Annotated in this window: 17 protein-coding genes; 9 read left to right on the top strand and 8 right to left on the bottom strand. The window is 64.7% G+C overall.

Annotation, left to right across the window (positions count from 1 at the left end; all coding sequences use genetic code 11):
- From ABIA70_RS14770 to ABIA70_RS14755, 4 genes are all read right to left on the bottom strand, one after another.
- Nucleotides 1-434 (bottom strand): BCCT family transporter (locus ABIA70_RS14770; protein WP_502917212.1); only part of this gene is annotated, 434 nt, incomplete at its 3' end.
- Nucleotides 435-943: 509 nt separating this feature from the next.
- Complete coding sequence (locus ABIA70_RS14765; protein WP_354148296.1) at nt 944-1,750, bottom strand: IclR family transcriptional regulator; 807 nt, start codon at nt 1,748-1,750, stop codon at nt 944-946.
- 256 nt (nt 1,751-2,006) lie between these two features.
- Nucleotides 2,007-2,609: a GTP cyclohydrolase I FolE gene (gene folE / locus ABIA70_RS14760; RefSeq protein WP_354148295.1), complete on the bottom strand. Its 603-nt coding sequence runs from the start codon at nt 2,607-2,609 to the stop codon at nt 2,007-2,009.
- A complete protein-coding gene (locus ABIA70_RS14755) occupies nt 2,606-4,933 on the bottom strand; it encodes an FdhF/YdeP family oxidoreductase (protein WP_354148294.1) in 2,328 nt (775 codons plus the stop codon). The genes folE and ABIA70_RS14755 overlap by 4 nt, the downstream gene beginning before the upstream one ends.
- A gap of 134 nt (nt 4,934-5,067) precedes the next feature.
- Here ABIA70_RS14755 and ABIA70_RS14750 point away from each other — a divergent pair, with 134 nt between their 5' ends.
- On the top strand, nt 5,068-5,763 hold the full coding sequence (locus ABIA70_RS14750; RefSeq protein ID WP_354148293.1) for a GntR family transcriptional regulator: 696 nt from the start codon (nt 5,068-5,070) through the stop codon (nt 5,761-5,763).
- A gap of 122 nt (nt 5,764-5,885) precedes the next feature.
- On the opposite strand, the gene ABIA70_RS14745 is transcribed toward ABIA70_RS14750, so the two are convergent.
- The 4 genes from ABIA70_RS14745 to purU all read right to left on the bottom strand — a co-directional run bounded on the left by ABIA70_RS14745 (nt 5,886) and on the right by purU (nt 10,969).
- The gene (locus ABIA70_RS14745) at nt 5,886-6,761 is read right to left on the bottom strand and encodes a bifunctional 5,10-methylenetetrahydrofolate dehydrogenase/5,10-methenyltetrahydrofolate cyclohydrolase (RefSeq protein ID WP_354148292.1); all 876 of its coding nucleotides are present in this window, start codon (nt 6,759-6,761) and stop codon (nt 5,886-5,888) included.
- Nucleotides 6,758-7,384: a cyclodeaminase/cyclohydrolase family protein gene (locus ABIA70_RS14740; protein WP_354148291.1), complete on the bottom strand. Its 627-nt coding sequence runs from the start codon at nt 7,382-7,384 to the stop codon at nt 6,758-6,760. The genes ABIA70_RS14745 and ABIA70_RS14740 overlap by 4 nt, the downstream gene beginning before the upstream one ends.
- A 123-nt stretch (nt 7,385-7,507) precedes the next feature.
- A complete protein-coding gene (locus ABIA70_RS14735; RefSeq protein ID WP_354148290.1) occupies nt 7,508-10,000 on the bottom strand; it encodes a GcvT family protein in 2,493 nt (830 codons plus the stop codon).
- Nucleotides 10,001-10,054: 54 nt separating this feature from the next.
- Entirely contained in the window at nt 10,055-10,969 is a 915-nt protein-coding gene (purU, locus tag ABIA70_RS14730) for a formyltetrahydrofolate deformylase (protein WP_354148289.1), read from the bottom strand.
- A gap of 136 nt (nt 10,970-11,105) precedes the next feature.
- Here purU and ABIA70_RS14725 point away from each other — a divergent pair, with 136 nt between their 5' ends.
- From ABIA70_RS14725 to pdxS, 8 genes are all read left to right on the top strand, one after another.
- Entirely contained in the window at nt 11,106-11,783 is a 678-nt protein-coding gene (locus tag ABIA70_RS14725; protein WP_354148288.1) for a GntR family transcriptional regulator, read from the top strand.
- A gap of 167 nt (nt 11,784-11,950) precedes the next feature.
- Nucleotides 11,951-13,255: a serine hydroxymethyltransferase gene (gene glyA / locus ABIA70_RS14720; RefSeq protein ID WP_354148287.1), complete on the top strand. Its 1,305-nt coding sequence runs from the start codon at nt 11,951-11,953 to the stop codon at nt 13,253-13,255.
- Nucleotides 13,255-14,472: a sarcosine oxidase subunit beta family protein gene (locus ABIA70_RS14715; protein WP_354148286.1), complete on the top strand. Its 1,218-nt coding sequence runs from the start codon at nt 13,255-13,257 to the stop codon at nt 14,470-14,472. The genes glyA and ABIA70_RS14715 overlap by 1 nt, the downstream gene beginning before the upstream one ends.
- Nucleotides 14,473-14,486: 14 nt before the next feature.
- Nucleotides 14,487-14,912, top strand: coding sequence for a sarcosine oxidase subunit delta (locus ABIA70_RS14710; RefSeq protein WP_354148285.1), 426 nt, complete (start codon nt 14,487-14,489; stop codon nt 14,910-14,912).
- Complete coding sequence (locus ABIA70_RS14705) at nt 14,909-17,851, top strand: sarcosine oxidase subunit alpha family protein (RefSeq protein WP_354148284.1); 2,943 nt, start codon at nt 14,909-14,911, stop codon at nt 17,849-17,851. Before ABIA70_RS14710 ends, ABIA70_RS14705 begins: the two co-directional genes overlap by 4 nt.
- Complete coding sequence (locus ABIA70_RS14700) at nt 17,844-18,482, top strand: sarcosine oxidase subunit gamma (protein ID WP_354148283.1); 639 nt, start codon at nt 17,844-17,846, stop codon at nt 18,480-18,482. The genes ABIA70_RS14705 and ABIA70_RS14700 overlap by 8 nt, the downstream gene beginning before the upstream one ends.
- Nucleotides 18,482-19,855: an L-serine ammonia-lyase gene (locus tag ABIA70_RS14695; RefSeq protein WP_354148282.1), complete on the top strand. Its 1,374-nt coding sequence runs from the start codon at nt 18,482-18,484 to the stop codon at nt 19,853-19,855. The genes ABIA70_RS14700 and ABIA70_RS14695 overlap by 1 nt, the downstream gene beginning before the upstream one ends.
- Nucleotides 19,856-19,964: 109 nt before the next feature.
- Nucleotides 19,965-20,873, top strand: a complete 909-nt coding sequence (gene pdxS, locus ABIA70_RS14690; protein WP_502917211.1) for a pyridoxal 5'-phosphate synthase lyase subunit PdxS — start codon at nt 19,965-19,967, stop codon at nt 20,871-20,873.
- Nucleotides 20,874-20,934: the final 61 nt, after the last annotated feature.

The following is a 20,934-nucleotide window of genomic DNA, read 5'->3' as shown; positions in this document are numbered from 1 at the left end:
GCGAACATCATCGAGACCCAGGAGACGGTCCGGAATTCGGGTTTTTCGCCGTCTTTGCCCAGCGGGATGTTGCCGAATTTGCCCAGGGCCAGCCAGAGGACGAAGACCACGAAGAGCGAGGCCAGGAGCATGAAGAGCCAGCCGGTGTATTCCATGACCCAGTTCAGGGCAGCCGTGGAGGACGTCGCGAGGCTGTCGCGGCCGGTGAAGCCCCAGATCACAAAGGCGATGGCGATGGCGCCGGTGATTCCGAACGTGACCTTGTCCAGTGTGAGTTTGACATTCCGGCGCGCCGAAACGGCCTGCTCGGTTTTGGCGGTACGAAGCTCTTCCAGGATCTGGACGTACTCCTCTGAATCCGGCAGGCCCTCTGCGCCTCCGCCCTCCGGATCAAGGACAGCAGGGCTGGAGTCTTCGTCCGCGGGGACAGCAATGACTGTTGCGGTGTTCCGCGTTCTTTCACGCTTCCCGTTGGGGGGAATTGCAGCCAACGAACTCTCAGCAGGCAAATCCTCGGGCGTATGGGATTTCAGGTCACTATTAATAGCCAAGAGCGGGTCCTTTGATCGGTGAGGCATGGGCTGGCGGCTAACCATGGCCCAGAGTGTCAGTCCGGGCCGAAGGTTGGGGCCTCGTCCGGTTCGATGATCATGGTGTTGACGTCGACAATGTGCGCTTCGTGGGTGCCTACCGGAATGTTTGGCCGGGTTGCATCCCGGGTTCCGGTGCGGAGGGTTACCTGCGTGAAGGAGGCACCCTGTCCGGCACGTCTTTGGTGTTGGGGGACTAAATTCGCGTCGAGTGGGTTATGACGGGATCGTTCCGCATGACTCAACGACAATCGCGATAAGCAACAGATTGCGCTCGGAGGAGTCTGATGTCAAGGGTCTCGGCTGATTTGCGCCAATGATGACACGCAAAACGGAATAGTTACAGCTGTCGCCTACCGGCGTCTGTAGCCCATTTTTGTGCTGATGGCCAGGCCTGCGTCCTTGAGGCCGTCAATAAGCCCGGGCTGCTCTTCCGGTGTGAACCGGAAAGCGGGCCCGGAAATACTCACCGCGGCGATGACATTTCCCAGGTGGTTGTAGATCGGTACTGCAACCGCCGTCAGCCCGATCTCGAACTCCTCGTGAACGACGGCATAGCCATTGCGCGCGACGTCCAGCAGCTGCTTCTCCAGCTCCGAACGGTTGGTGACGGTACGTGGCGTGCGGGCAGGCAGGCCGATCGTCTTAAAGATTGCGTCCCTTTCGTCGGCAGTCAGGGCCGCGAGGAGCACCTTTCCACTGGACGTTGCATGCAGCGGTGTCAGGCTGCCCACCCAGTCATACGTGGCCAGCGTGGAAGGTCCCATTGCCTGGTCCACGTTGACGGCAAAATTCGATCGCAGCACAGCCAGGTTGACCGTTTCCTTATATGCCGCTGCGAGGCTCTCGAGGACCTCCCTGGCTTCGTGAACCACGCTCAACCTGCCCGGGATGGACGATGCCAGGCGCAGGATGCCAAATCCCAGCTGGTACTTTCCACGTTCGCTGTTCTGGCGGACCAGCTCGCGCCCGACCAAGGATCCCACCAGCCTGGACACGGTGGACTTGTGGATGCCCATCTCTTCGGCTATTTCACTGACGCCGGCATCGCCTTCGCGGGCCAGGATTTCCAGGATCTGCAGGGCGCGGTCCACCGATTGGACGCCTCCAGCCTGCGCATCCGGCTCCTTGTCCATGTCCGGGTCATTGCGTGCGGCCATCATGCCTCGTGTCGTCGTCCATGCAGGGTATGCGAACCCGGAGGGAGGTCCCAGCCAACCTTCCGGCTCATCTTGGTTCATCCTAGACCGACACTGCGGCAAGGCCGTCAATCGGCGTTAGGCGTGGCAATGCAGAAAACCCCGCCCCGTTGCCCGAAAGCGGTGCTTCGATGGGGCTACCTCCCCAGGTTTCAGGCCATCGAAGCACCATTTACGGGAACGGGACAGGCGCCAACGGTGCATGTCCAGAGATTTCCTAGCGGCCGTGGATCAGGCTCAGCGCCTCGGCCCGGGCGGCCGGCAGGCGCAGTTCGCCTCGGACTGCGGACGTTATGGTTTTTGCCCCTGGCTTGCGGACGCCCCGCATTGACATGCACAGGTGCTCGCACTCGATCACCACAATGGCCCCCAGAGGGCGCAGTGACGTAACAAGCGCGTCCACCACCTGGGTGGTGAGCCTCTCCTGGACCTGCGGCCTTCGCGCGAAGACGTCCACCAGCCTGGCAAGCTTGCTGAGGCCGGTCACGAGTCCCTCGGCGGACGGGATGTAGCCTACGTGGGCCACGCCATGGAACGGCACCAGGTGATGCTCGCAGGTGGAATAGAACGGGATGTCCTTAACGATGACCATTTCACCGTGGCCGAGGTCGAAGGTCCGGTCCAGGACCGCAACAGGATCCTCATGGAGCCCGCCGAACATCTCCGCGGCGGCGCGCGCAACACGGGCCGGGGTGTCCGCCAGCCCCGGCCTGTCCGGGTCCTCCCCGATGGCCAGGAGGTATTCGCGAACAGCCCGCTCCACCCTCGGCCCGTCCACACCCGTGGTGACGGCTGCTTCCGCCGTCAGGACGGAACTCACGCTTCAGCCCGCTCAAGCCGCACGATAACGGACTTGGAGGTCGGCGTGCCGCTGGTGTCGGCTACGGAGTCAAGCGGCACCAGGACGTTGGTCTCCGGGTAGTAGGCCGCCGCGCAACCCTTGGGCGTCGAGTATGACACGATGCGGAAGTTTTCGGCGCGGCGTTCGGTCCCCTGGAATTCGGAGATGAGATGGACCATGTCCCCGTCCGCGAACCCCAGTTCAGTGATGTCGTCCGCGTTGGTCATGACTACACGGCGGCCGCCGTGGATGCCGCGGTAGCGATCATCCTTGCCGTAGATGGTGGTGTTGTACTGGTCATGGGAGCGCAGGGTCTGGAGGACGAGCCGTCCTGCAGGGACCCTGATGAATTCGAGTTCGTTGCCTGTGAAGTGGGCCTTGCCCGAAGCGGTATCGAACTTCCTGGCGTCCCGGGGTGGGTGCGGAAGGACGAACCCGCCGGGGTGCTGGATCCGCTCCTCGAAGTTCTCGAAGCCGTTGAGCACCGCTTCGATGTGTTTCCGGACGATGGAGTAATCGTCCTTCATCGCTAGCCAGTCGGCTTTGGGGGTATTGGGCAGCGGGAGGTTATCACTGCCGGTGAAGATCCTGTGGGCAATGTTGCACACGATGGCCACCTCGGAGTGCAGGTGGTCACTCGCGGGCTTCAGGCGTCCGCGGGAAGCGTGGACCGCACTCATGGAGTCCTCCACGGTCACCCTCTGGTCGCCGGTGCGCTGGGTGTCCTTTTCGGTTCGTCCCAGCGTCGGAAGAATCAGCGCACGTCTGCCCGTCGATACGTGGGAATGGTTCAGTTTCGTAGAGATCTGCACCGTCAGGCCGGTGTTGGCCAGCGCCTGTTCCGTGACCTCGGAATCCGGGGCCGCCCGCACGAAGTTGCCGCCCATGCCGATGAAGACGCGGACCTTGCCGTCCCGCATGGCGCGGATGGCGGCCACCGTGTCGAAGCCATGCGCCCTGGGGGAGAGGAACTGGAACTGGTGGTCAAGCCTGTCGTGGAAGCTCTCCGGCATCTTCTCGAAAATGCCCATGGTCCGGTCACCCTGGACATTGGAGTGGCCGCGGACGGGGCAGACGCCGGCCCCGGGCTTGCCGATGTTGCCTTGGAGAAGCAGGACGTTGACCACGTCGCGGAGGGTGGGAACCGAGTGCTTGTGCTGCGTCAGGCCCATGGCCCAGCAGACGATCGTGGCGCTCGAGGCCAGGAGGCGCTCACCCGTGGACCTGATCTGCTCCAGAGTCAGGCCGGTGGCTTCGACGATGTCGTCCCATTCCGCCTTTTCGAGGTAGCGCAGGTACTCGTCGATGCCAACGGTGTGGTCCTTGATGAATGCGTGGTCCAGCACTGTGGCCAGCCCGGGGGTATTGCGCCCCTGGGCTTCGGCTTCGAGAAGGTATTTACCAAGTCCCTGGAAGAGGGCCTGATCGCCGCCGGCGCGGATTTGCAGGAAGTCGTCGGTCAGTTGTGTGCCCACCACCATGCCGGAAATGTTTTGCGGATTCTCGAACCGCATGAGCCCGGCTTCGGGGAGGGGATTCACGGAGATGATGACGGCGCCGTTCTTCTTCGCCTTCTCCAGCGCGCTGAGCATGCGGGGGTGGTTGGTGCCGGGATTCTGTCCCGCCACGAAAATCAGCGACGCCGTCTCCAGGTCCGTGAGGCTGACGGAGCCTTTGCCGATGCCGATCGTTTCGACCAGGGCCGATCCGGACGATTCGTGGCACATGTTGGAGCAGTCGGGCAGGTTGTTTGTCCCGATGCCGCGAACGAGGAGCTGGTAGGCGAAGGCTGCCTCGTTCGATGTCCGCCCGGACGTGTAGAAGACTGACTGGTCGGGGTGCTCCATGTCCCTGATCTCCTGGGCGATCAGCTCATAGGCGTCGTCCCATTCGATGGGCCTGTAGTGGGTTGCGCCTTCGTCGAGGAGCATCGGATGCGTCAGCCGGCCCTGCTGGCCCAACCAGTAGTCGTCCCGGGTCTTCAGGTCCGCGATGGAGTGTTGCGCGAAGAATTCTGGCGTGACGCGGCGGCGCGTGCCTTCTTCGGCTACCGCTTTGGCGCCGTTCTCGCAGAATTCCGCAGCATTGCGCTTTTCGTGTTCAGGCCAGGCACAGCCCATGCAGTCAAAGCCGTCAACCTGGTTGACGGCCAGGAGTGTCTGGATGCTGCGCAGCGGGCCCATTTGCTCAAGGGAGATTTTCAACGCATTCGCCACAGCCGGAAGACCGACGGCGGTCGTCTTGGGCTTCGTCAGAGTCAGCTTTGACTCGTCGATATTCTGCTTGGGGGCTTTTGAAGCCATGTGATCTTCTCCAACTGGTACCTACCGGCGGGTGACATTTTCTTGATAGTATATTGATATATCAGTTCTAGGAATACTATGTACAGGAGGCCTTCGCGTCAAGGCTAAGCCGTGCATCGGGAGGGGACGTGGAAATGGCAAGCGCTGGAGAACTACCGTCGGATGCTGGGAGGTCTTTGCGGCCAACGAGGCGGGAGGACGAATCCTTCGCCGACTTCGCCTACAGGGTGCTCTGCGATGAGCTGATTGTGTTGGACATCAAGCCTGGCGAACCGTTGAACGACGAAGTGATCTCCCGGCGGCTTGGAGTGGGACGGACGCCCATCCGGGAAGCCATGAAGCGCCTTGAGAGCGACCACCTGGTGGTGGCGTATCCCCGCAGGGGAACATTCGCCGCAGGCGTGGACATCACGGATCTGGCTGAAATATCCGAAATCCGGCAGCTTCTGGAGCCTGCGGCCGCAGCGCGGGCTGCCCGGATGGCATCGCCGCAGCTCCGGCGGGAGATCAGGGAATTTGCCAGGGAAGTCGGGGAGCTCCTGCCGGAGATGCACTCCCAGCAGGACCTGATGCGCCTGGACATGCGGGTGCACCGGATGATCTACCGGGCCACCGGGAGCCGGCATCTTGAGGATGTCCTGATCCGGTACGACAACCTGGCGACGCGGATCTGGAGCCTTGTGCTGGAGAAACTTCCTCCGGTATCCGAGCACATTGCCCAGCACATTGAGCTGCTCGAGTGCATTGCGGACGGGGACTCCGAAGCTGCTGCGCGGCTGACCACCAAGCATGTGACGGACTTCGAGAACCTCATCAGGGCCGTCCTGTAGCCCCGCGGCGGGGACACTGCGGGCCCCTTGGCGGGGCGGCGTCCGCGCCTGTCCGGATCGCAGGGATCCGCACGGGCGCGGAGATAACCGGGCCTAAGCGAAGCAGGGTTCCCTGCCGTGAATCACCCGGCTGCTCCCCGGACCAACGCACGCGACTGTTCCCGCGCTGCCTCGGTGGTGTGCAGCAGAAGCAGGGATGTGGTCACTGAGCCGACGCCACCCGGAACGGGTGTCAGTGCCCCGGCGATACCCCGGACGCTCGCTTCGTCCACATCCCCGGCGAGTGACCCGTCGGGAAGGACGTTGGTGCCGACGTCGATCACAACGGCCCCGGACGAAATGTGGCTGCCGTTCAGCAGGCCGGTGCGCCCGGCGGCGACCACCACGACGTCGGCCGTCTTGGTGTATTTCTCCAGCGCCCCTGACCTGGAGTGGCAGACGGTGACCGTGGCGTCGCGTGCCAGCAGCAGCAGGGACAGCGGTTTTCCGACGACGGCGGAACGTCCAATCACGACGACGTTCCGGCCGGCCACCGGGATGTCGAAGTGGTCAAGGATCTCGGTGACGGCCCGTGCGGTGGCAGGGGCGAACGAGGGCTGGCCGACAGCCAGGCGGCCAAGGCTCAGGGGATTCGCGCCGTCGATGTCCTTCCCAGGGGCGATCTGCCCCACCAGCGCATCTGCATCGACGCCGGGAGGCAATGGTGTCTGCAGGATGATGCCGTTGATGGACGGCTCGGCGCTGAGGTCTTTCAGGACTGAGGCCAATACTTGTCCTGACGCGTCGTGGCCCAGGTCAACGATCCGGCAATCGATGCCCGCACTCTCTGCGGCCCGTTCGATGGAACGCACATACCAGTGCGTGGAGCCGTCGTCGGTGGCCACAACCACTGCAAGGGTGGGGCGCAGGCCGTCAGATTCGAGGTTCCGGGCTTCGTCGTGGGCCTTCTGCTGAATGAGCTTTGCCAGGTTTCGTCCAGAGAGGAGTGTGGTGCTCAACTGAGAATCCTTTCACGCACGCGCTTCACGAGTTCGTCGGCTGCCAGGATGATTTTGTCCTCAAGGCCATCGGTCTGCTCAGCCAGACGGGACCGTGTTTCGGTGTCCTTGATGGCCACCACGTTGATGTCGATGTTGACCCGTGCAGTGGTGGCGGCTGCCCGGGCTGCGTCGACGGCGGCGGCGATGTCGCTGATCACGTTGGCGTTGGCCACCTCGAACAGTTCCGTGGCAAGTTCCACGACGGCGCCGGCGACAAGGATCAGGTCAGCCGGTGTTTTCGCGGCCTGGACGAGCGCGTCCTGGATGGACGCTGTCCGGGCGGCTTTGAGGCCGTCAGTACCGGACGGGAGCTTGTAGGCATCAATGACGCCTTGGAATGCGTGCTGGTCGGCGTCGGCGAGGCGCACGGCCTGGGCCACGAGTCCGTCCGCGCGGCTGATGATCCTGGTGACGAGTTCGGCGTGCTGCTCATATTTCGTACCGGTGGTGTATCGGGCCACCATGGCCACAAGCGCCGCCCCCTGGGCTGCGTGGAGTGCCGCGGCTGCACCGCCACCCGGGGTGGGTTCGCGGGAGGCAAGCCTGGCGAGGTAGTCGTTTATTGTCTCTGAACTGATCATGTGTCTTCCTGTGCTGAAGCTCTACCCGGCTGGCCCGGGGCATGGGACGGAAAAGCAGCGGCCCGGACTCCGGTTGCGCATGAAGAGTCCGGGCCGCGTGCCCTTGAGCGGTCTGGCGGGTGGTTAGCCGCGGAGCCTGGTCATCGTGGGGTCGTACAGTGGATCTGCCGTGACGGTGGCCTGGATGCGCCGGCCGAAGTACTCGATCTCGACCGAGTCACCAAGGGACACAGCGGCCGGGAGGTACGCGTAAGCGATCGGTTTGGCCACCGTGTAACCGTAGGCGGCACTGGTGACGTAGCCGACTGCCTGGTCCTTGTAGAAGACCGGTTCCTTGCCCAGGACGATGCTGCGGCCGTCGTCGACCGTCAGGCAGCGCAGGCGGCGGGCGGAGTTTTCCTCGGTCCGGCCTTCCAGTGCTGCCTTACCGACGAAGTTTTCCTTGGTCATCTTCACGGCGAAACCGAGTCCCGCTTCGAGGGGGTCGTGCTCGGTGGTCATGTCGGTGCCCCAGGAGCGGTAGCCCTTTTCCAGGCGCAGCGAGCTGAACGCGGCGCGGCCGGCAGCGATCACGCCGAACGGCTGGCCCGCCTTCCACAGTGCGTCCCACAGGCGCTGGCCGTTGTCCGCGCTGGTGTACAGTTCCCAGCCCAGCTCGCCGACGTAGGACAGGCGCATCGCCGTGACTTTGACGCCGCCAATGACTACTTCCTTGGCGCGGAAGTACTTGAGTCCGTCGTTGGAGAAGTCGTCGCTGCTGACCGTGCTGATGAGGTCCCGGGCGAGGGGTCCCCACAGGCCGATGCAGCAGGTGCCGCCGGTGGTGTCGCGCACCTGGACCCAGTCGCTGGCGGTGCCGTTTTCCGTCTGGTGGCGTGCGGCCCGCTCAAAGTAGGCCGTGTCGATGTTTCCATTGGCTCCGAGCTGGAAGGTGTCTTCGTTCAGGCGGGCCACGGTGATATCGCTTCGGATCCCGCCGGCGTGGTCCAGCAGGAGGGTGTAGGTGACGGCGCCCGGCTTCTTGGTCATGTCCGCGGTGGTCAGCTCCTGCAGCAGCTTCATGGCTCCGGGGCCGGAGACCTCAAGGCGCTTCAGCGGAGTCATGTCGTACATGGCCACCGCGGTGCGGGTCTTCCAGGCTTCGGCGGCGGCGATGGGCGAGCTGAACATCCCGGACCAGGCGTCACGTGCCGGCGGCTGCCATTCGTCAGGCATCTCCTTGAGCAGTTCGGCGTTGGCTTCGAACCAGTACGGACGCTCCCATCCGCCGCCCTCCAGGAAGTAGCCGCCCAGCTGCTTGTGGCGTGCGTGGAACGGGCTGACGCGGAGGTTGCGGGGGGAAAGCTTGGGCTGGAGCGGGTGCATGACATCGTAGATTTCCACGAAGTTCTGCTGTGACGTCTCGCTGACGTATTCGGGGGTCAGCTGGACCTCTTCGAAGCGGTGGATATCGCAGTCACCCAGATCGATCTCCGACTTTCCGGTGGTCAGCAATTCAGCAACGGCGCGGGCGATGCCGGCCGAGTGGGTGACCCACACGGCTTCGGCGACGAAGAAGCCGTCCAGCTCCTTGGACTCACCCACCAGGGATCCGCCGTCGGGAGTGAAGGAGAAGATGCCGTTGAAGCCGTCTTCGATTTCGCTTTCGCGCAGGGCCGGCAGGATCTGCTTGGTGGCCTCCCAGGCCGGGAGGAAATCCTCCAGGGTGAAGTCGAGGCGGGAGGGCATGTTGTGGTCGCTGATGGTCTCGGGTGCGAACGTGCCCAGCTCGTCAAGGTCCACGGGCATGGGGCGGTGGGCGTAGGAACCGATGCCGTAGCGCTCGCCGTGCTCGCGGTAGTAGAGGTCCTGGTCCTGGTGCCGCAGGATGGGCAGGGATGCGTCGTTGGGCAGTTCGTTCTTGCCCTTTTGCGCGGGCACCGGAGTGGTTTTGACGTACTGGTGGGCCAGCGGCAGGAGCGGGACTGACATCCCGATCATTTCGCCGATCTTGGCGCCCCAGAAGCCGGCGCAGGAGACCACGATATCGGCAGGGATGGTGCCCTCGGAAGTCTCGACGCCGGTGACCCGGCGGCCGGACTGCTCGATGCCCGTCACCGTGGTGTTGCCCAGGTACTTGACGCCCGCGGCTTCCGTGCGCTTGATCAGCAACTGGACTGCGCGGGCAGCACGGGCCAGGCCGTCGCTGGGAACGTGGAGCCCGCCCAGGACGTCTTCCTCGTTCAGGAGCGGGTAAAGCTCCTTGCACTCGGCACGGGTAAGGATCTTGCCCTCGATTCCCCACGCGGCGGCATAGCCGAGCTTCCGCTTCAGATCCGCGAGGCGTGTCTCGGTGGTGGCGATCTCGAGGCCGCCCACCTGGTTGAAGCAGCTGACGCCGTCCTCGGTCAGGGACAAAAGCTTTTCAACCGTGTACTTGGCGAAGAGCGCCATGGACTTTGAAGCGTTGGTCTGGAAGACAAGTCCGGGTGCGTGGGACGTCGAGCCGCCGGGCATGTTCAGCGGTCCCTGGTCCAGGACGGTGATGTTGTTCCAACCCCGGGTGACCAGTTCATCGGCCAGGTTTGTGCCGACGATTCCAGCTCCGATAATGACAATGCTTGGCGTCGATGCCATGTGGTTTCTCCTGCTGATTTTCGGGTGTTGTCTGTGCTGGGCGGGTGGCTGTGCTTAGCGGAACACTACGGTGCTGGTCTGGTCCAGCAGCACACGGTGTTCACAGTGCCACCGCACGGCGCGGGAGAGTGCCAGTGCTTCGGCGTCCGCTCCGACGGTTGAAAGGGCGTTCGGTCCATAGCTGTGGTCGACCCGGATGACTTCCTGTTCGATGATTGGCCCCTCATCCAGTTCCGCGGTCACATAGTGGGCCGTTGCGCCCACCAGCTTGACTCCGCGGTCGTAGGCCTGGTGGTAGGGGCGTGCGCCCTTGAATCCCGGGAGGAAGGAGTGGTGGATGTTAATGGCCCGGCCTTCCAGGGAGCGGCAGAGGTCGTCGGAGAGTACCTGCATGTACCGGGCGAGCACGACGAGGTCGATGTTGTGCTCGTCCACCAGTTCCAGCAGGCGCCGCTCGGCGTCGGACTTTGTCTCAGGGGTTACCGGGAGATAGATGAAGGGGAGGCCGGCGGCCTCGGCCATGGCCCGGTGGGTTTCATGGTTGGAGACGATCAGGGCGATGTCGCCGCCGAGGCTTCCGCCGCGCCAGCGGAAGAGCAGGTCGTTCAGGCAGTGGCCGAACTTGGACACCATGACCAGGATGCGCTGCTTGGTCTGGTCGTGGAAGCTGAACTTCATCTCGAAGCGGTCCGCAATGGCGCTGAACTCCTCCTGGAGGCGCTCCGGTGTGTATTCGGGAGACCCCGAGAACGCGGTGCGCAGGTGCAGCGTCTCGCGGAGCCCGTCGTCGAACTGCTGGTGCTCCTCGATATTGAAGCCGCGTTCGAAGAGGAAAGTGGTGACCGCCTGGACGATACCGGCACGTTCGACGCACGACAGTGTGAGTACGAACTTCTGGGCATTGTCCTTCACGCGGGGCCGGTCCTGAGTCAGCGTGCTGGTTGATGAGTCTGTTGCCACGAGGGTCATGTCTCCTCCTTTGGGTGTCTTCCCGTTAGATATATTCTCAGATAATAAACTGATATATTAGGGCTGGGAATCAGCGTATACTGGTCAGTGGGCGAGGTCAATAGCCTGTTCGGCTGAATTGAAAGGGGTCCGGGTTATGGCAGTTGAAGCTTTGGCGATCGTGGAGGATGCGGTAAAGAAGTCGTTGGCGGACGTGGCGTATGAGCGCATCCGCGACCGGCTGCTGATGCTTGAGATCAAACCCGGCGACCTCCTTAACGACGACCACCTTGCCAGGGACCTCGGAATGGGGCGGACTCCGGTGCGGGAGGCTTTGAAGCGGCTCGAGCTCGACCGCCTGGTGGTTTCGTATCCACGCAGGGGCACCTTTGCCACCCGCGTGGAGGTGACCGACCTCGCTTTCATTTCAGAAATCCGGACACAGCTTGAACCACTCGCAGCGTCCCGCGCCGCCCGGGTGGCCACGGAGCAGCAACGGGAGCAGTTGCGGGCTGTGTTGCGGGCTGTTGAAGCCTTCGATACCGATGCGGCCCCCGTCGTCGAGACCCTGCGCCTTGATGCCCGCGTCCATCAAGGCATCTATGCAGCGGCGGGCAATCCCCACCTCGAGGACGTCCTGATCCGGTACGACAATCTCGCCACCCGCATCTGGTGCATGGTGCTGGACCGCCTTCCCGATCTTTCCCGCCACGTGCATGAGCACCTGGACCTGCTCGGCGCAGTGATCGACGGCGACGAGGAGCGGGCCGCTGACCTGGCGCGGAGCCACGTCAGCGGCTTCGAGGACGCCGTCCGCAAGGCGCTCTTCACCTGACCTGATCCCCACCTCCCGGCGAATTACCGAATGCGCGGCCCTTCCGGCCGCGCATTTGGCGCCTCTGGAACGGCTCAAAAAATCTGTTGACACCCACCAGCCTGGATAGCATACTTGAGTCACGTAACTAATATATCAACAGGATATTAGATAGCAGAGGAGAAAAGATGGTCGACGTTCTGACCCGTACGCTCGCAGAGACCGATCCTGCGATCCACGCAGCTGTTCAGCAGGAGCTCCTGCGCCAGCAGGGCACACTCGAGATGATCGCCTCCGAAAACTTCGCGCCGACCGCCGTCATGGAGGCGCAGGGATCCGTCCTGACCAACAAGTACGCCGAAGGCTACCCGGGCAAGCGCTACTACGGCGGCTGCGAACACGTTGATGTGGTCGAGCAGCTGGCCATCGACCGTCTCAAGTCATTGTTCGGCTCCGAATTCGCCAATGTGCAGCCCCACTCAGGCGCCCAGGCCAACGCAGCGGCGATGTTCGCCCTGATCCAGCCCGGCGATACCATCCTGGGGTTGAACCTCGCACACGGTGGCCACCTGACCCACGGCATGAAGATCAACTTCTCCGGCAAGCTCTACAAGGTGGTCCCGTACGGCGTGCGCGAGGACACCATGACCATCGACATGGCTGAAGTCGAGCGCCTGGCGGTTGAGAACAAACCGCAGCTGATCGTCGCCGGCTGGTCCGCCTACTCCCGGCAGCTGGACTTCGCCGAATTCCGCCGTATCGCGGACCTGGTGGGCGCCTACCTGATGGTGGACATGGCCCACTTCGCCGGGCTGGTGGCTGCAGGGCTGCACCCCAACCCCGTGCCTCACGCCCACATTGTCACCAGCACCACCCACAAGACCCTGGGCGGCCCGCGCGGTGGTGTGATCCTGACCAATGACGCCGCCATCGCCAAGAAGGTCAACTCCGCGGTGTTCCCCGGACAGCAGGGTGGCCCGCTGGAGCACGTCATTGCCGGCAAGGCTGTGGCCTTCAAGCTCGCTGCTGAGCCCGAGTTCCGCGACCGCCAGGAACGCACCCTGGAAGGCGCCCGCATCATCGCAGAACGCCTGCTCTCTGACGACGTTGCGGAGTCCGGCGTGACGGTAGTCAGCGGTGGCACCGACGTGCACCTGGTCCTTGTGGACCTGCGCCATTCGGAACTGGACGGCCAGCAGGGCGAAGACCGCCTGCACCGGATTGGCATCACGGTCAACCGCAACGCCGTACCGTTCGACCCGCGGCCGCCGATGATCTCTTCCGGTCTGCGCATCGGAACGCCGGCACTGGCCACGCGCGGGTTCGGGAAGGCAGAGTTCACCGAGGTCGCAGACATTATCGCCGCAGCACTCAAGCGCGAGTTCAGCGACGAGACCGTGGCGGAACTGCGGCAGCGGGTGGAAATCCTCGCCGGAAAGTTCCCGCTCTACCCCAATCTCTCTTCTGACGCGAACGAAAACGAGGTGGCATAATGGCCGATCTGCTTCCCGAGCACCCGGAATTCCTCTGGCACAACCCGGACCCCAAGAAAAGCTACGACGCAGTCATCGTCGGTGGCGGCGGGCACGGCCTGGCCACCGCCTACTTCCTGGCCAAGAACCACGGCATGACCAACATCGCCGTCCTCGAAAAGGGCTGGCTGGCCGGCGGCAACATGGCCCGGAACACCACCATCATCCGGTCCAACTACCTCTGGGACGAGAGCGCGGCCATCTACGAGCACGCCCTCAAGCTCTGGGAAATCCTGCCGGAGGAGCTCGAATACGACTTCCTCTTCAGCCAGCGCGGCGTGATGAACCTCGCCCACACCCTGGGTGATGTCCGCGAAAGCATGCGCCGGGTCGGGGCGAACCAGCTCAACGGAGTGGACGCCGAGTGGCTGGACCCCAGGCAGGTCAAGGAACTCTGCCCCATCCTGAACATCAACGACAACATCCGCTACCCCGTCATGGGCGCCACGTACCAGCCGCGCGCCGGCATCGCCAAGCATGACCACGTTGCCTGGGCCTTCGCCCGCAAGTGTGACGAGCTGGGCGTGGACATCATCCAGAACTGCGAAGTCACCGGCTTCGTCAAGGACGGCAACCGCGTCACGGGTGTCCAGACCAACCGCGGCACCATCAACACCGAAAAGGTGGGCCTGTGCGCCGCCGGGCACAGCTCGGTCCTGGCCGAAATGGCCGGCTTCCGGCTCCCCATCCAGTCCCACCCGCTGCAGGCGCTGGTTTCGGAACTGCACGAACCGGTCCACCCCACCGTCGTCATGTCCAACCACGTGCACGTCTATGTTTCCCAGGCCCACAAGGGCGAGCTGGTCATGGGCGCCGGTGTGGACTCCTACAACGGTTACGGCCAGCGCGGCTCGTTCCACGTGATCGAGCACCAGATGGCGGCCGCCGTCGAGCTCTTCCCGATCTTTGCCCGTGCGCACGTACTCAGGACCTGGGGCGGCATCGTTGACACAACGCTGGACGCCTCCCCGATCGTGGGCACCACTCCGGTGGAGAACATGTTCGTGAACTGTGGCTGGGGCACCGGCGGCTTCAAAGGCACGCCGGCCGCGGGCCTCACCTTTGCCCACACCATCGCCACGGGAACTCCGCACGAACTGAACAAGCCATTTGCGCTGGAGCGGTTCGAAACCGGCGCCCTGATCGACGAGCACGGCGCAGCTGCCGTGGCCCACTAGAAGAGAGTCCGGACATGCTCCTCATTTCATGCCCCAACTGCGGCTCCCGCGACGAGACCGAGTTCCACTACGGCGGCCAGGCCCACGTGGCCTATCCGGAAAACCCGAACGAACTGAACGACCGCGAATGGGCCGAGTTCCTGTTCTACCGGGACAATACCAAGGGCGCCTTTGCCGAACGCTGGCTCCACAGCACCGGCTGCCGCCAGTGGTTCAACATGCTCCGCGACACGGTCACCTATGAGATCCAGGCGATCTACCCCATGGGCGCGCCCCGGCCCGACAAAGCCGCCCCGGCACCTGAATCAGGCACTGCCAGCACCGCCCCGGACAGCACCACCACCGGGACCGCGGCTCCCAGCATCTCCGGCACCAGCATCGCGCCGGCCGATTCAGCGCCCAGCACCAGCACCACCGCCCCGAAGGGAGCAACCAAGTGACTTCCCAGAACGCCCGCCTCGCCTCCGGCGGACGCATCGACCGCACCATCTCCTGGCGTTTCACCGTGGACGGCGAGGAATTCACGGGCCACCCCGGCGACACCCTCGCCTCGGCCCTGATCGCCAACGGGCGCATCGCCGCCGGCAACTCGCTCTACGAGGACCGCGCCCGTGGCATCATCTCCGCCGGCGTTGAGGAATCCAACGCGATGGTCAAGATCTTCCCGCGCTTCCCCGGCGACGTCGCCGAGTCCATGCTCCCCGCCACCACCGTCACCCTGGTGGACGGCCTGAAGGCGGAACTGCTCAACGGCCTGGGCAAGCTTGACCCGGACGAGGACCACGCTGAATACGACAAGAAGTACGTCCACACCGACGTCCTGGTCATCGGCGGTGGCCCCGCCGGCCTCGCCGCAGCCCGCGAAGCTGTCCGCAGCGGCGCCCGTGTCATCCTCATGGACGACCAGCCTGAACTGGGCGGGTCCCTCCTGTCCGGCTCCACCGCCCCCGAACTGGCCGAGACCATCGAAGGCAAGCCGGCCCTGGAATGGGTAGCTGACGTGGAAGCCGAGCTCGTTTCCGGCGCCGAATCCACCGTCCTGAACCGCACCAGCGCCTTCGGTGCCTACGACGCCAACTACGTCATCGCCGTCCAGAACCGCACCGACCACCTGTCCAGCCCGGCCGCCCCCGGCGTGTCCCGGCAGCGGATCTGGCATGTCCGCGCCAAGCAGGTCGTGGTGGCACCCGGCGCGCACGAACGCCCGCTGGTGTTCGAGAACAACGACCGCCCCGGCATCATCCTGGCCTCGGCCGTCCGCAGCTACCTCAACCGCTACGCAGTTGCCGCCGGGCAGCGCGTTGTCATCAGCACCACCAACGACAGCGCCTACGCCCTGGCCGCAGACCTCCGCGCCGCCGGGGTCAAGCTCGCCGCCGTCGTCGACGCCCGCCCCCAGCTCACTCCGGTGGCTGCGGCCGCCGTCGAAGCCGGCACCCGCGTGCTGATCGGCAGCGCGGTGGCCAACACCACTGCGGGAGAGGACGGCCGTCTGAACTCCGTCACCATCCGCAGCATCAACGACGACGGCGAACTCACCTCCGGCATCGAGGAGATCGCCTGCGATCTGCTGGCAGTTTCCGGTGGCTGGAGCCCGCTGGTGCACCTCCACTCCCAGCGCCAGGGCAAGCTGCGCTGGGACGATGAGCTCGCCGCTTTCGTGCCGAGCACCGTGGTCCCGAACCAGCAGACCATCGGCTCCGGACGCGGCAGCTTCGAACTCGCAGACTGCCTGGCCGAGGGGATCTCCGCCGGAGCATCGGCGGCGATCGCTGCGGGCTTCGAGTCCACCACGAAGCCCGTCCCGTTCGGTGAGCCAAAGGCCTCGGCCCCGACGCGCCAGCTGTGGCTGGTTCCGGGCGAGCAGGGCACGCCGGATGACTGGCACCACCACTTCGTGGACTTCCAGCGCGACCAGTCAGTGGCTGACGTGCTGCGGTCCACCGGAGCCGGCATGCGGTCCGTGGAGCACATCAAGCGCTACACCTCCATCAGCACCGCCAACGATCAGGGCAAGACCTCCGGCGTCAACGCGATCGGCGTCATCGCCGCAGCGCTCCGCACGGTCGGCGAAGCCTCCCGCGGCATCGGCGACATCGGCACCACGACCTACCGCGCGCCGTTCACCCCGGTGGCGTTCGCGGCACTGGCCGGACGCCAGCGCGGCGAACTGTTCGATCCCGCCCGCGTCACCTCGATCCACCCGTGGCACGTTGCCAAGGGCGCCCTGTTCGAGGACGTCGGACAGTGGAAGCGTCCCTGGTACTACCCGCAGGCCGGCGAGGACATGGACGCTGCCGTGCTGCGCGAATGCGCCGCCGTCCGCGATTCCGTGGGCTTTATGGACGCCACCACGCTGGGCAAGATCGAAATCCGCGGCAAGGACGCCGGAGAGTTCCTCAACCGGATCTACACCAACGCGTTCAAGAAGCTCGCCCCGGGTTCGGCCCGGTACGGCGTGATGTGCATGGCTGACGGCATGATCTTCGACGACGGCGTGACCCTCCGTCTGGACGATGACCGCTACTTCATGACCACCACCACCGGCGGCGCCGCCAAGGTGCTCGACTGGCTGGAGGAATGGCTGCAGACCGAATGGCCTGAGCTGGACGTCCACTGCACCTCGGTGACCGAACAGTGGTCCACCATTGCCGTCGTCGGACCCAAGTCCCGCGAGGTCCTCGCCAAGGTGGCACCGGAACTGGCAGCCAACGGCGGGCTGGAGGCGGAAGCCTTCCCGTTTATGACCTTCCGTGAAACAACCCTCGCCTCCGGCGTGCAGGCACGGGTCTGCCGGATCTCCTTCTCCGGTGAGCTGGCCTACGAGATCAACATTCCGTCCTGGTACGGGCTGAACACCTGGGAAGCCGTGGCCGCGGCAGGGGCCGAATTCAATATCACCCCCTACGGCACCGAAACCATGCACGTGCTCCGCGCCGAAAAGGGCTACCCCATCGTGGGGCAGGACACCGACGGCACCGTTACCCCGCAGGACGCCGGCATGGACTGGGTGGTCTCCAAGGCCAAGGAGTTCATCGGCAAGCGCTCCTACGCCCGGGCGGACGCCCGGCGCGAGGACCGCAAGCACCTGGTCAGCGTGCTGCCCGTGGACGGCTCGTTCCGGCTTCCGGAAGGCACCCAGCTCGTGGAAAAGGGGATCCCCACCACCCCCGCCTACGGCCCGGTTCCCATGCAGGGATTCGTGACCTCGAGCTACCACAGCGCCGCACTGGGCCGCTCCTTTGGCCTCGCACTGATCAAGAACGGCCGCAACCGGATCGGCGAGACCCTGGTGGCCGTCGCAGGAAACCAGGTGGTTGACGTTGTTGTCGCAGAAACCGTACTTTTTGACCCCGAAGGGACCCGCAAAGATGGCTGAAACAGCAGCACCCAAAACCTCCCGTGAGACGAACCTGTCACTCCGCACCAGCCCCGCTGCGCTGCTCAGGGCAGCATTTGAAACGGCGTCCGTCCCCGGCACCGTGGAACTGAGTGAAATCACCTTCCTGACCATGGTTGGCGTCCGGGTTAATCCGGCCACCGAAGCCGGGACACGCATCGCGTCCGTCACAGGCGGGCTGCCCGCAGCGTGCGGCGCCGTCAGCGGCGCCGGGGAAACGTCCGTGCTGTGGCTCGGGCCCGAGGAGTTCCTGGTGGTGGCGCCGATGGAAGCCCACGAGTCGCTGGGCGGTGACCTGCTGCAGGCACTCCGGGAAGCCCTTGGCGACGGCGAAGGCCAGGTGGTGGACCTCTCCGCCAACCGCACCACGTTCGAACTGACCGGGGCGCGGGCCCGGGCCGTCCTGGAAAAGGGCTGCTCGCTGGACCTCCACCCCCGCGGGTTCAAGGCCGGTACGGCACTTTCCACGGAGATCGGCAACATCCCGGTGGTCCTGTGGAAAACCGCTGACGAAAGCTACCGGATCTTCCCCCGGGCTTCATTCGCCGATTTCCTGGGCCGCTGGCTCCTTGATGCCATGCGGGAATACGCCTCCCCTGAGGTCCCTTAATGGCACTCAGTGCCCTGGACCTGTTTTCCGTTGGCATCGGGCCGTCGTCATCACACACGGTCGGCCCGATGCGGGCAGCGAAGCTGTTCGCCGACGGGCTCAAAGGCGAAGGACACCTGAGCTCCACCAGGCGCGTGCAGGCCGAACTGTTCGGCTCGCTCGGGGCCACCGGCCGGGGCCACGGCTCGGACAAGGCCGTGGTCCTGGGCTTTAGGGGGCTTGATCCCGAAACCGTGGACACCACCACGGCGGATGACCAGGTGGCCGCGGCGGCCCTCGACGCCGAACTGTGGGTGTGCGGGGTCCACCGCGTGGACTTCAACTGGGACGAGGACGTGGTGCTGCACCGGCGCAAGTCCCTCCCCGCCCACCCCAACGGCATGACATTCCGGGCTCTGGACCACGCTGGAACCGTCCTCAGCGAGCGGAGCTTCTATTCGATTGGGGGCGGCTTCGTCGTTGACGGCGATGCCGCGGGCGAGGACCGGGTAGTGGCCGACGCCACCGTCCTGCCGTGCCCGTTCAGCACGGCGGACGAACTACTGGAGATCTGCAGCCGCGAGGGCATGTCCATCTCCGACGTGATGCTCGCCAACGAACTCACCTGGCGCAGCGAAGCTGAGCTTCGGGAAAAGCTGCTGGGGCTGTGGGCGGTGATGCGCGAATGCGTGGACAACGGCTGCGCTGCGGAAGGGATTCTTCCCGGCGGCCTTAACGTCAGGCGACGGGCGCCGTCGTTGTTCCAGACCCTGACGGCGGACACCGGGGTGACCGATCCGCTCCGGGCGATGGAGTGGGTGAACCTGTTCGCCCTGGCCGTCAACGAGGAAAATGCCGCCGGCGGCCGGATCGTCACCGCACCCACCAACGGCGCGGCCGGCATCGTTCCCGCGGTGCTGCACTACTACGTGAAGTTCGTGCCCGGCGCCAACGACGACGGTGTGGTCCGTTTCCTGCTGACAGCGGCCGCGGTGGGAATCCTGTTCAAGATCAACGCCTCCATCTCCGGGGCCGAGGTGGGCTGCCAGGGCGAGGTCGGCTCCGCCTGCTCGATGGCCGCGGCCGGCCTCTGCGAAGTGCTGGGCGGCACGCCGGCCCAGGTGGAGAATGCCGCCGAGGTGGGCATTGAACACAACCTTGGCCTGACCTGCGACCCAGTGGGTGGCCTGGTGCAGATTCCCTGCATCGAGCGCAACGCCATTGCCAGCGTCAAAGCCATCAACGCCGCCCGCCTTGCCCTGCACGGCGACGGCAGCCACAAGGTATCCCTGGACAAAGCGATCAAGACCATGAGGGAAACCGGCGCCGACATGATGAGCAAATACAAGGAGACGTCCCGGGGCGGCCTCGCGGTGAACGTCATCGAATGCTGACTCGGTGACCTGCGTGTAGCCCCGGGTGCGCTCATGCGCCCGGGGCCAGTCCCTTTACCCGAATGCCTGGCTTCGCAGGCGCCCCGTCCTTTTGGAGCAAGAAGTGACCCTGAAACGACTCCCGTACGAACATATTGCTGTCGCGGGCAGCAGCCGCGTCAAGCGCGGTATGGCTGAGATGCTCAAGGGCGGCGTCATCATGGACGTCGTCAACGTCGAACAGGCCCGCATCGCCGAAGATGCCGGTGCCGTGGCAGTCATGGCGCTGGAACGCGTTCCGGCCGATATCCGCGCCCAGGGTGGCGTGTCCCGCATGTCCGATCCGGACATGATCGACAAGATCATCGACGCCGTGTCCGTGCCCGTCATGGCCAAGGCCAGGATCGGCCACTTCGTCGAGGCGCAGATCCTGCAGTCACTCGGCGTGGACTACATTGACGAGTCCGAGGTCCTGACCCCCGCCGACTACACCAACCACATCGACAAGTGGAAGTTCACCGTTCCCTTCGTCTGTGGCGCCACCAACCTCGGTGAGGCACTGCGCCGTATCAACGAGGGCGCGGCGATGATCCGTTCCAAGGGCGAGGCCGGCACCGGCGATGTCTCCAACGCCACCACCCACATGCGCCAGATCCGCGCCGAGATCCTCAAGCTCGCGTCCTTGCCCGAGGACGAGCTGTACGTCGCGGCCAAGGAACTGCAGGCCCCGTACGAGCTCGTCAAGGAAATCGCCTCCACCGGCAAGCTTCCCGTGGTGCTGTTCACCGCCGGCGGTATCGCCACCCCGGCTGATGCTGCGATGATGATGCAGCTCGGCGCCGACGGCGTGTTCGTCGGTTCCGGCATCTTCAAGTCCGGCAACCCGGCCCAGCGTGCCGCCGCCGTCGTCAGGGCCACTGCCTATTATGACGACCCGGACGTCATCGCCAAGGCCTCCCGCGGCCTGGGCGAAGCCATGGTGGGCATCAACGTGGACGAGATCCCGCAGCCCCACCGCCTCGCCGAGCGCGGCTGGTAACTCGCGCCTTGGGGCGCCGAACCACACCGCCCGTCGCCTTTCGCTCCGTAATTGTTTTAGA

The organism is Arthrobacter sp. 754 (assembly GCF_040548695.1).
Classification (GTDB): Bacteria; Actinomycetota; Actinomycetes; order Actinomycetales; family Micrococcaceae; genus Arthrobacter.
Note: the sequence above shows the minus strand (reverse complement) of the source record. Positions and strands in the feature narration are given on the sequence as shown.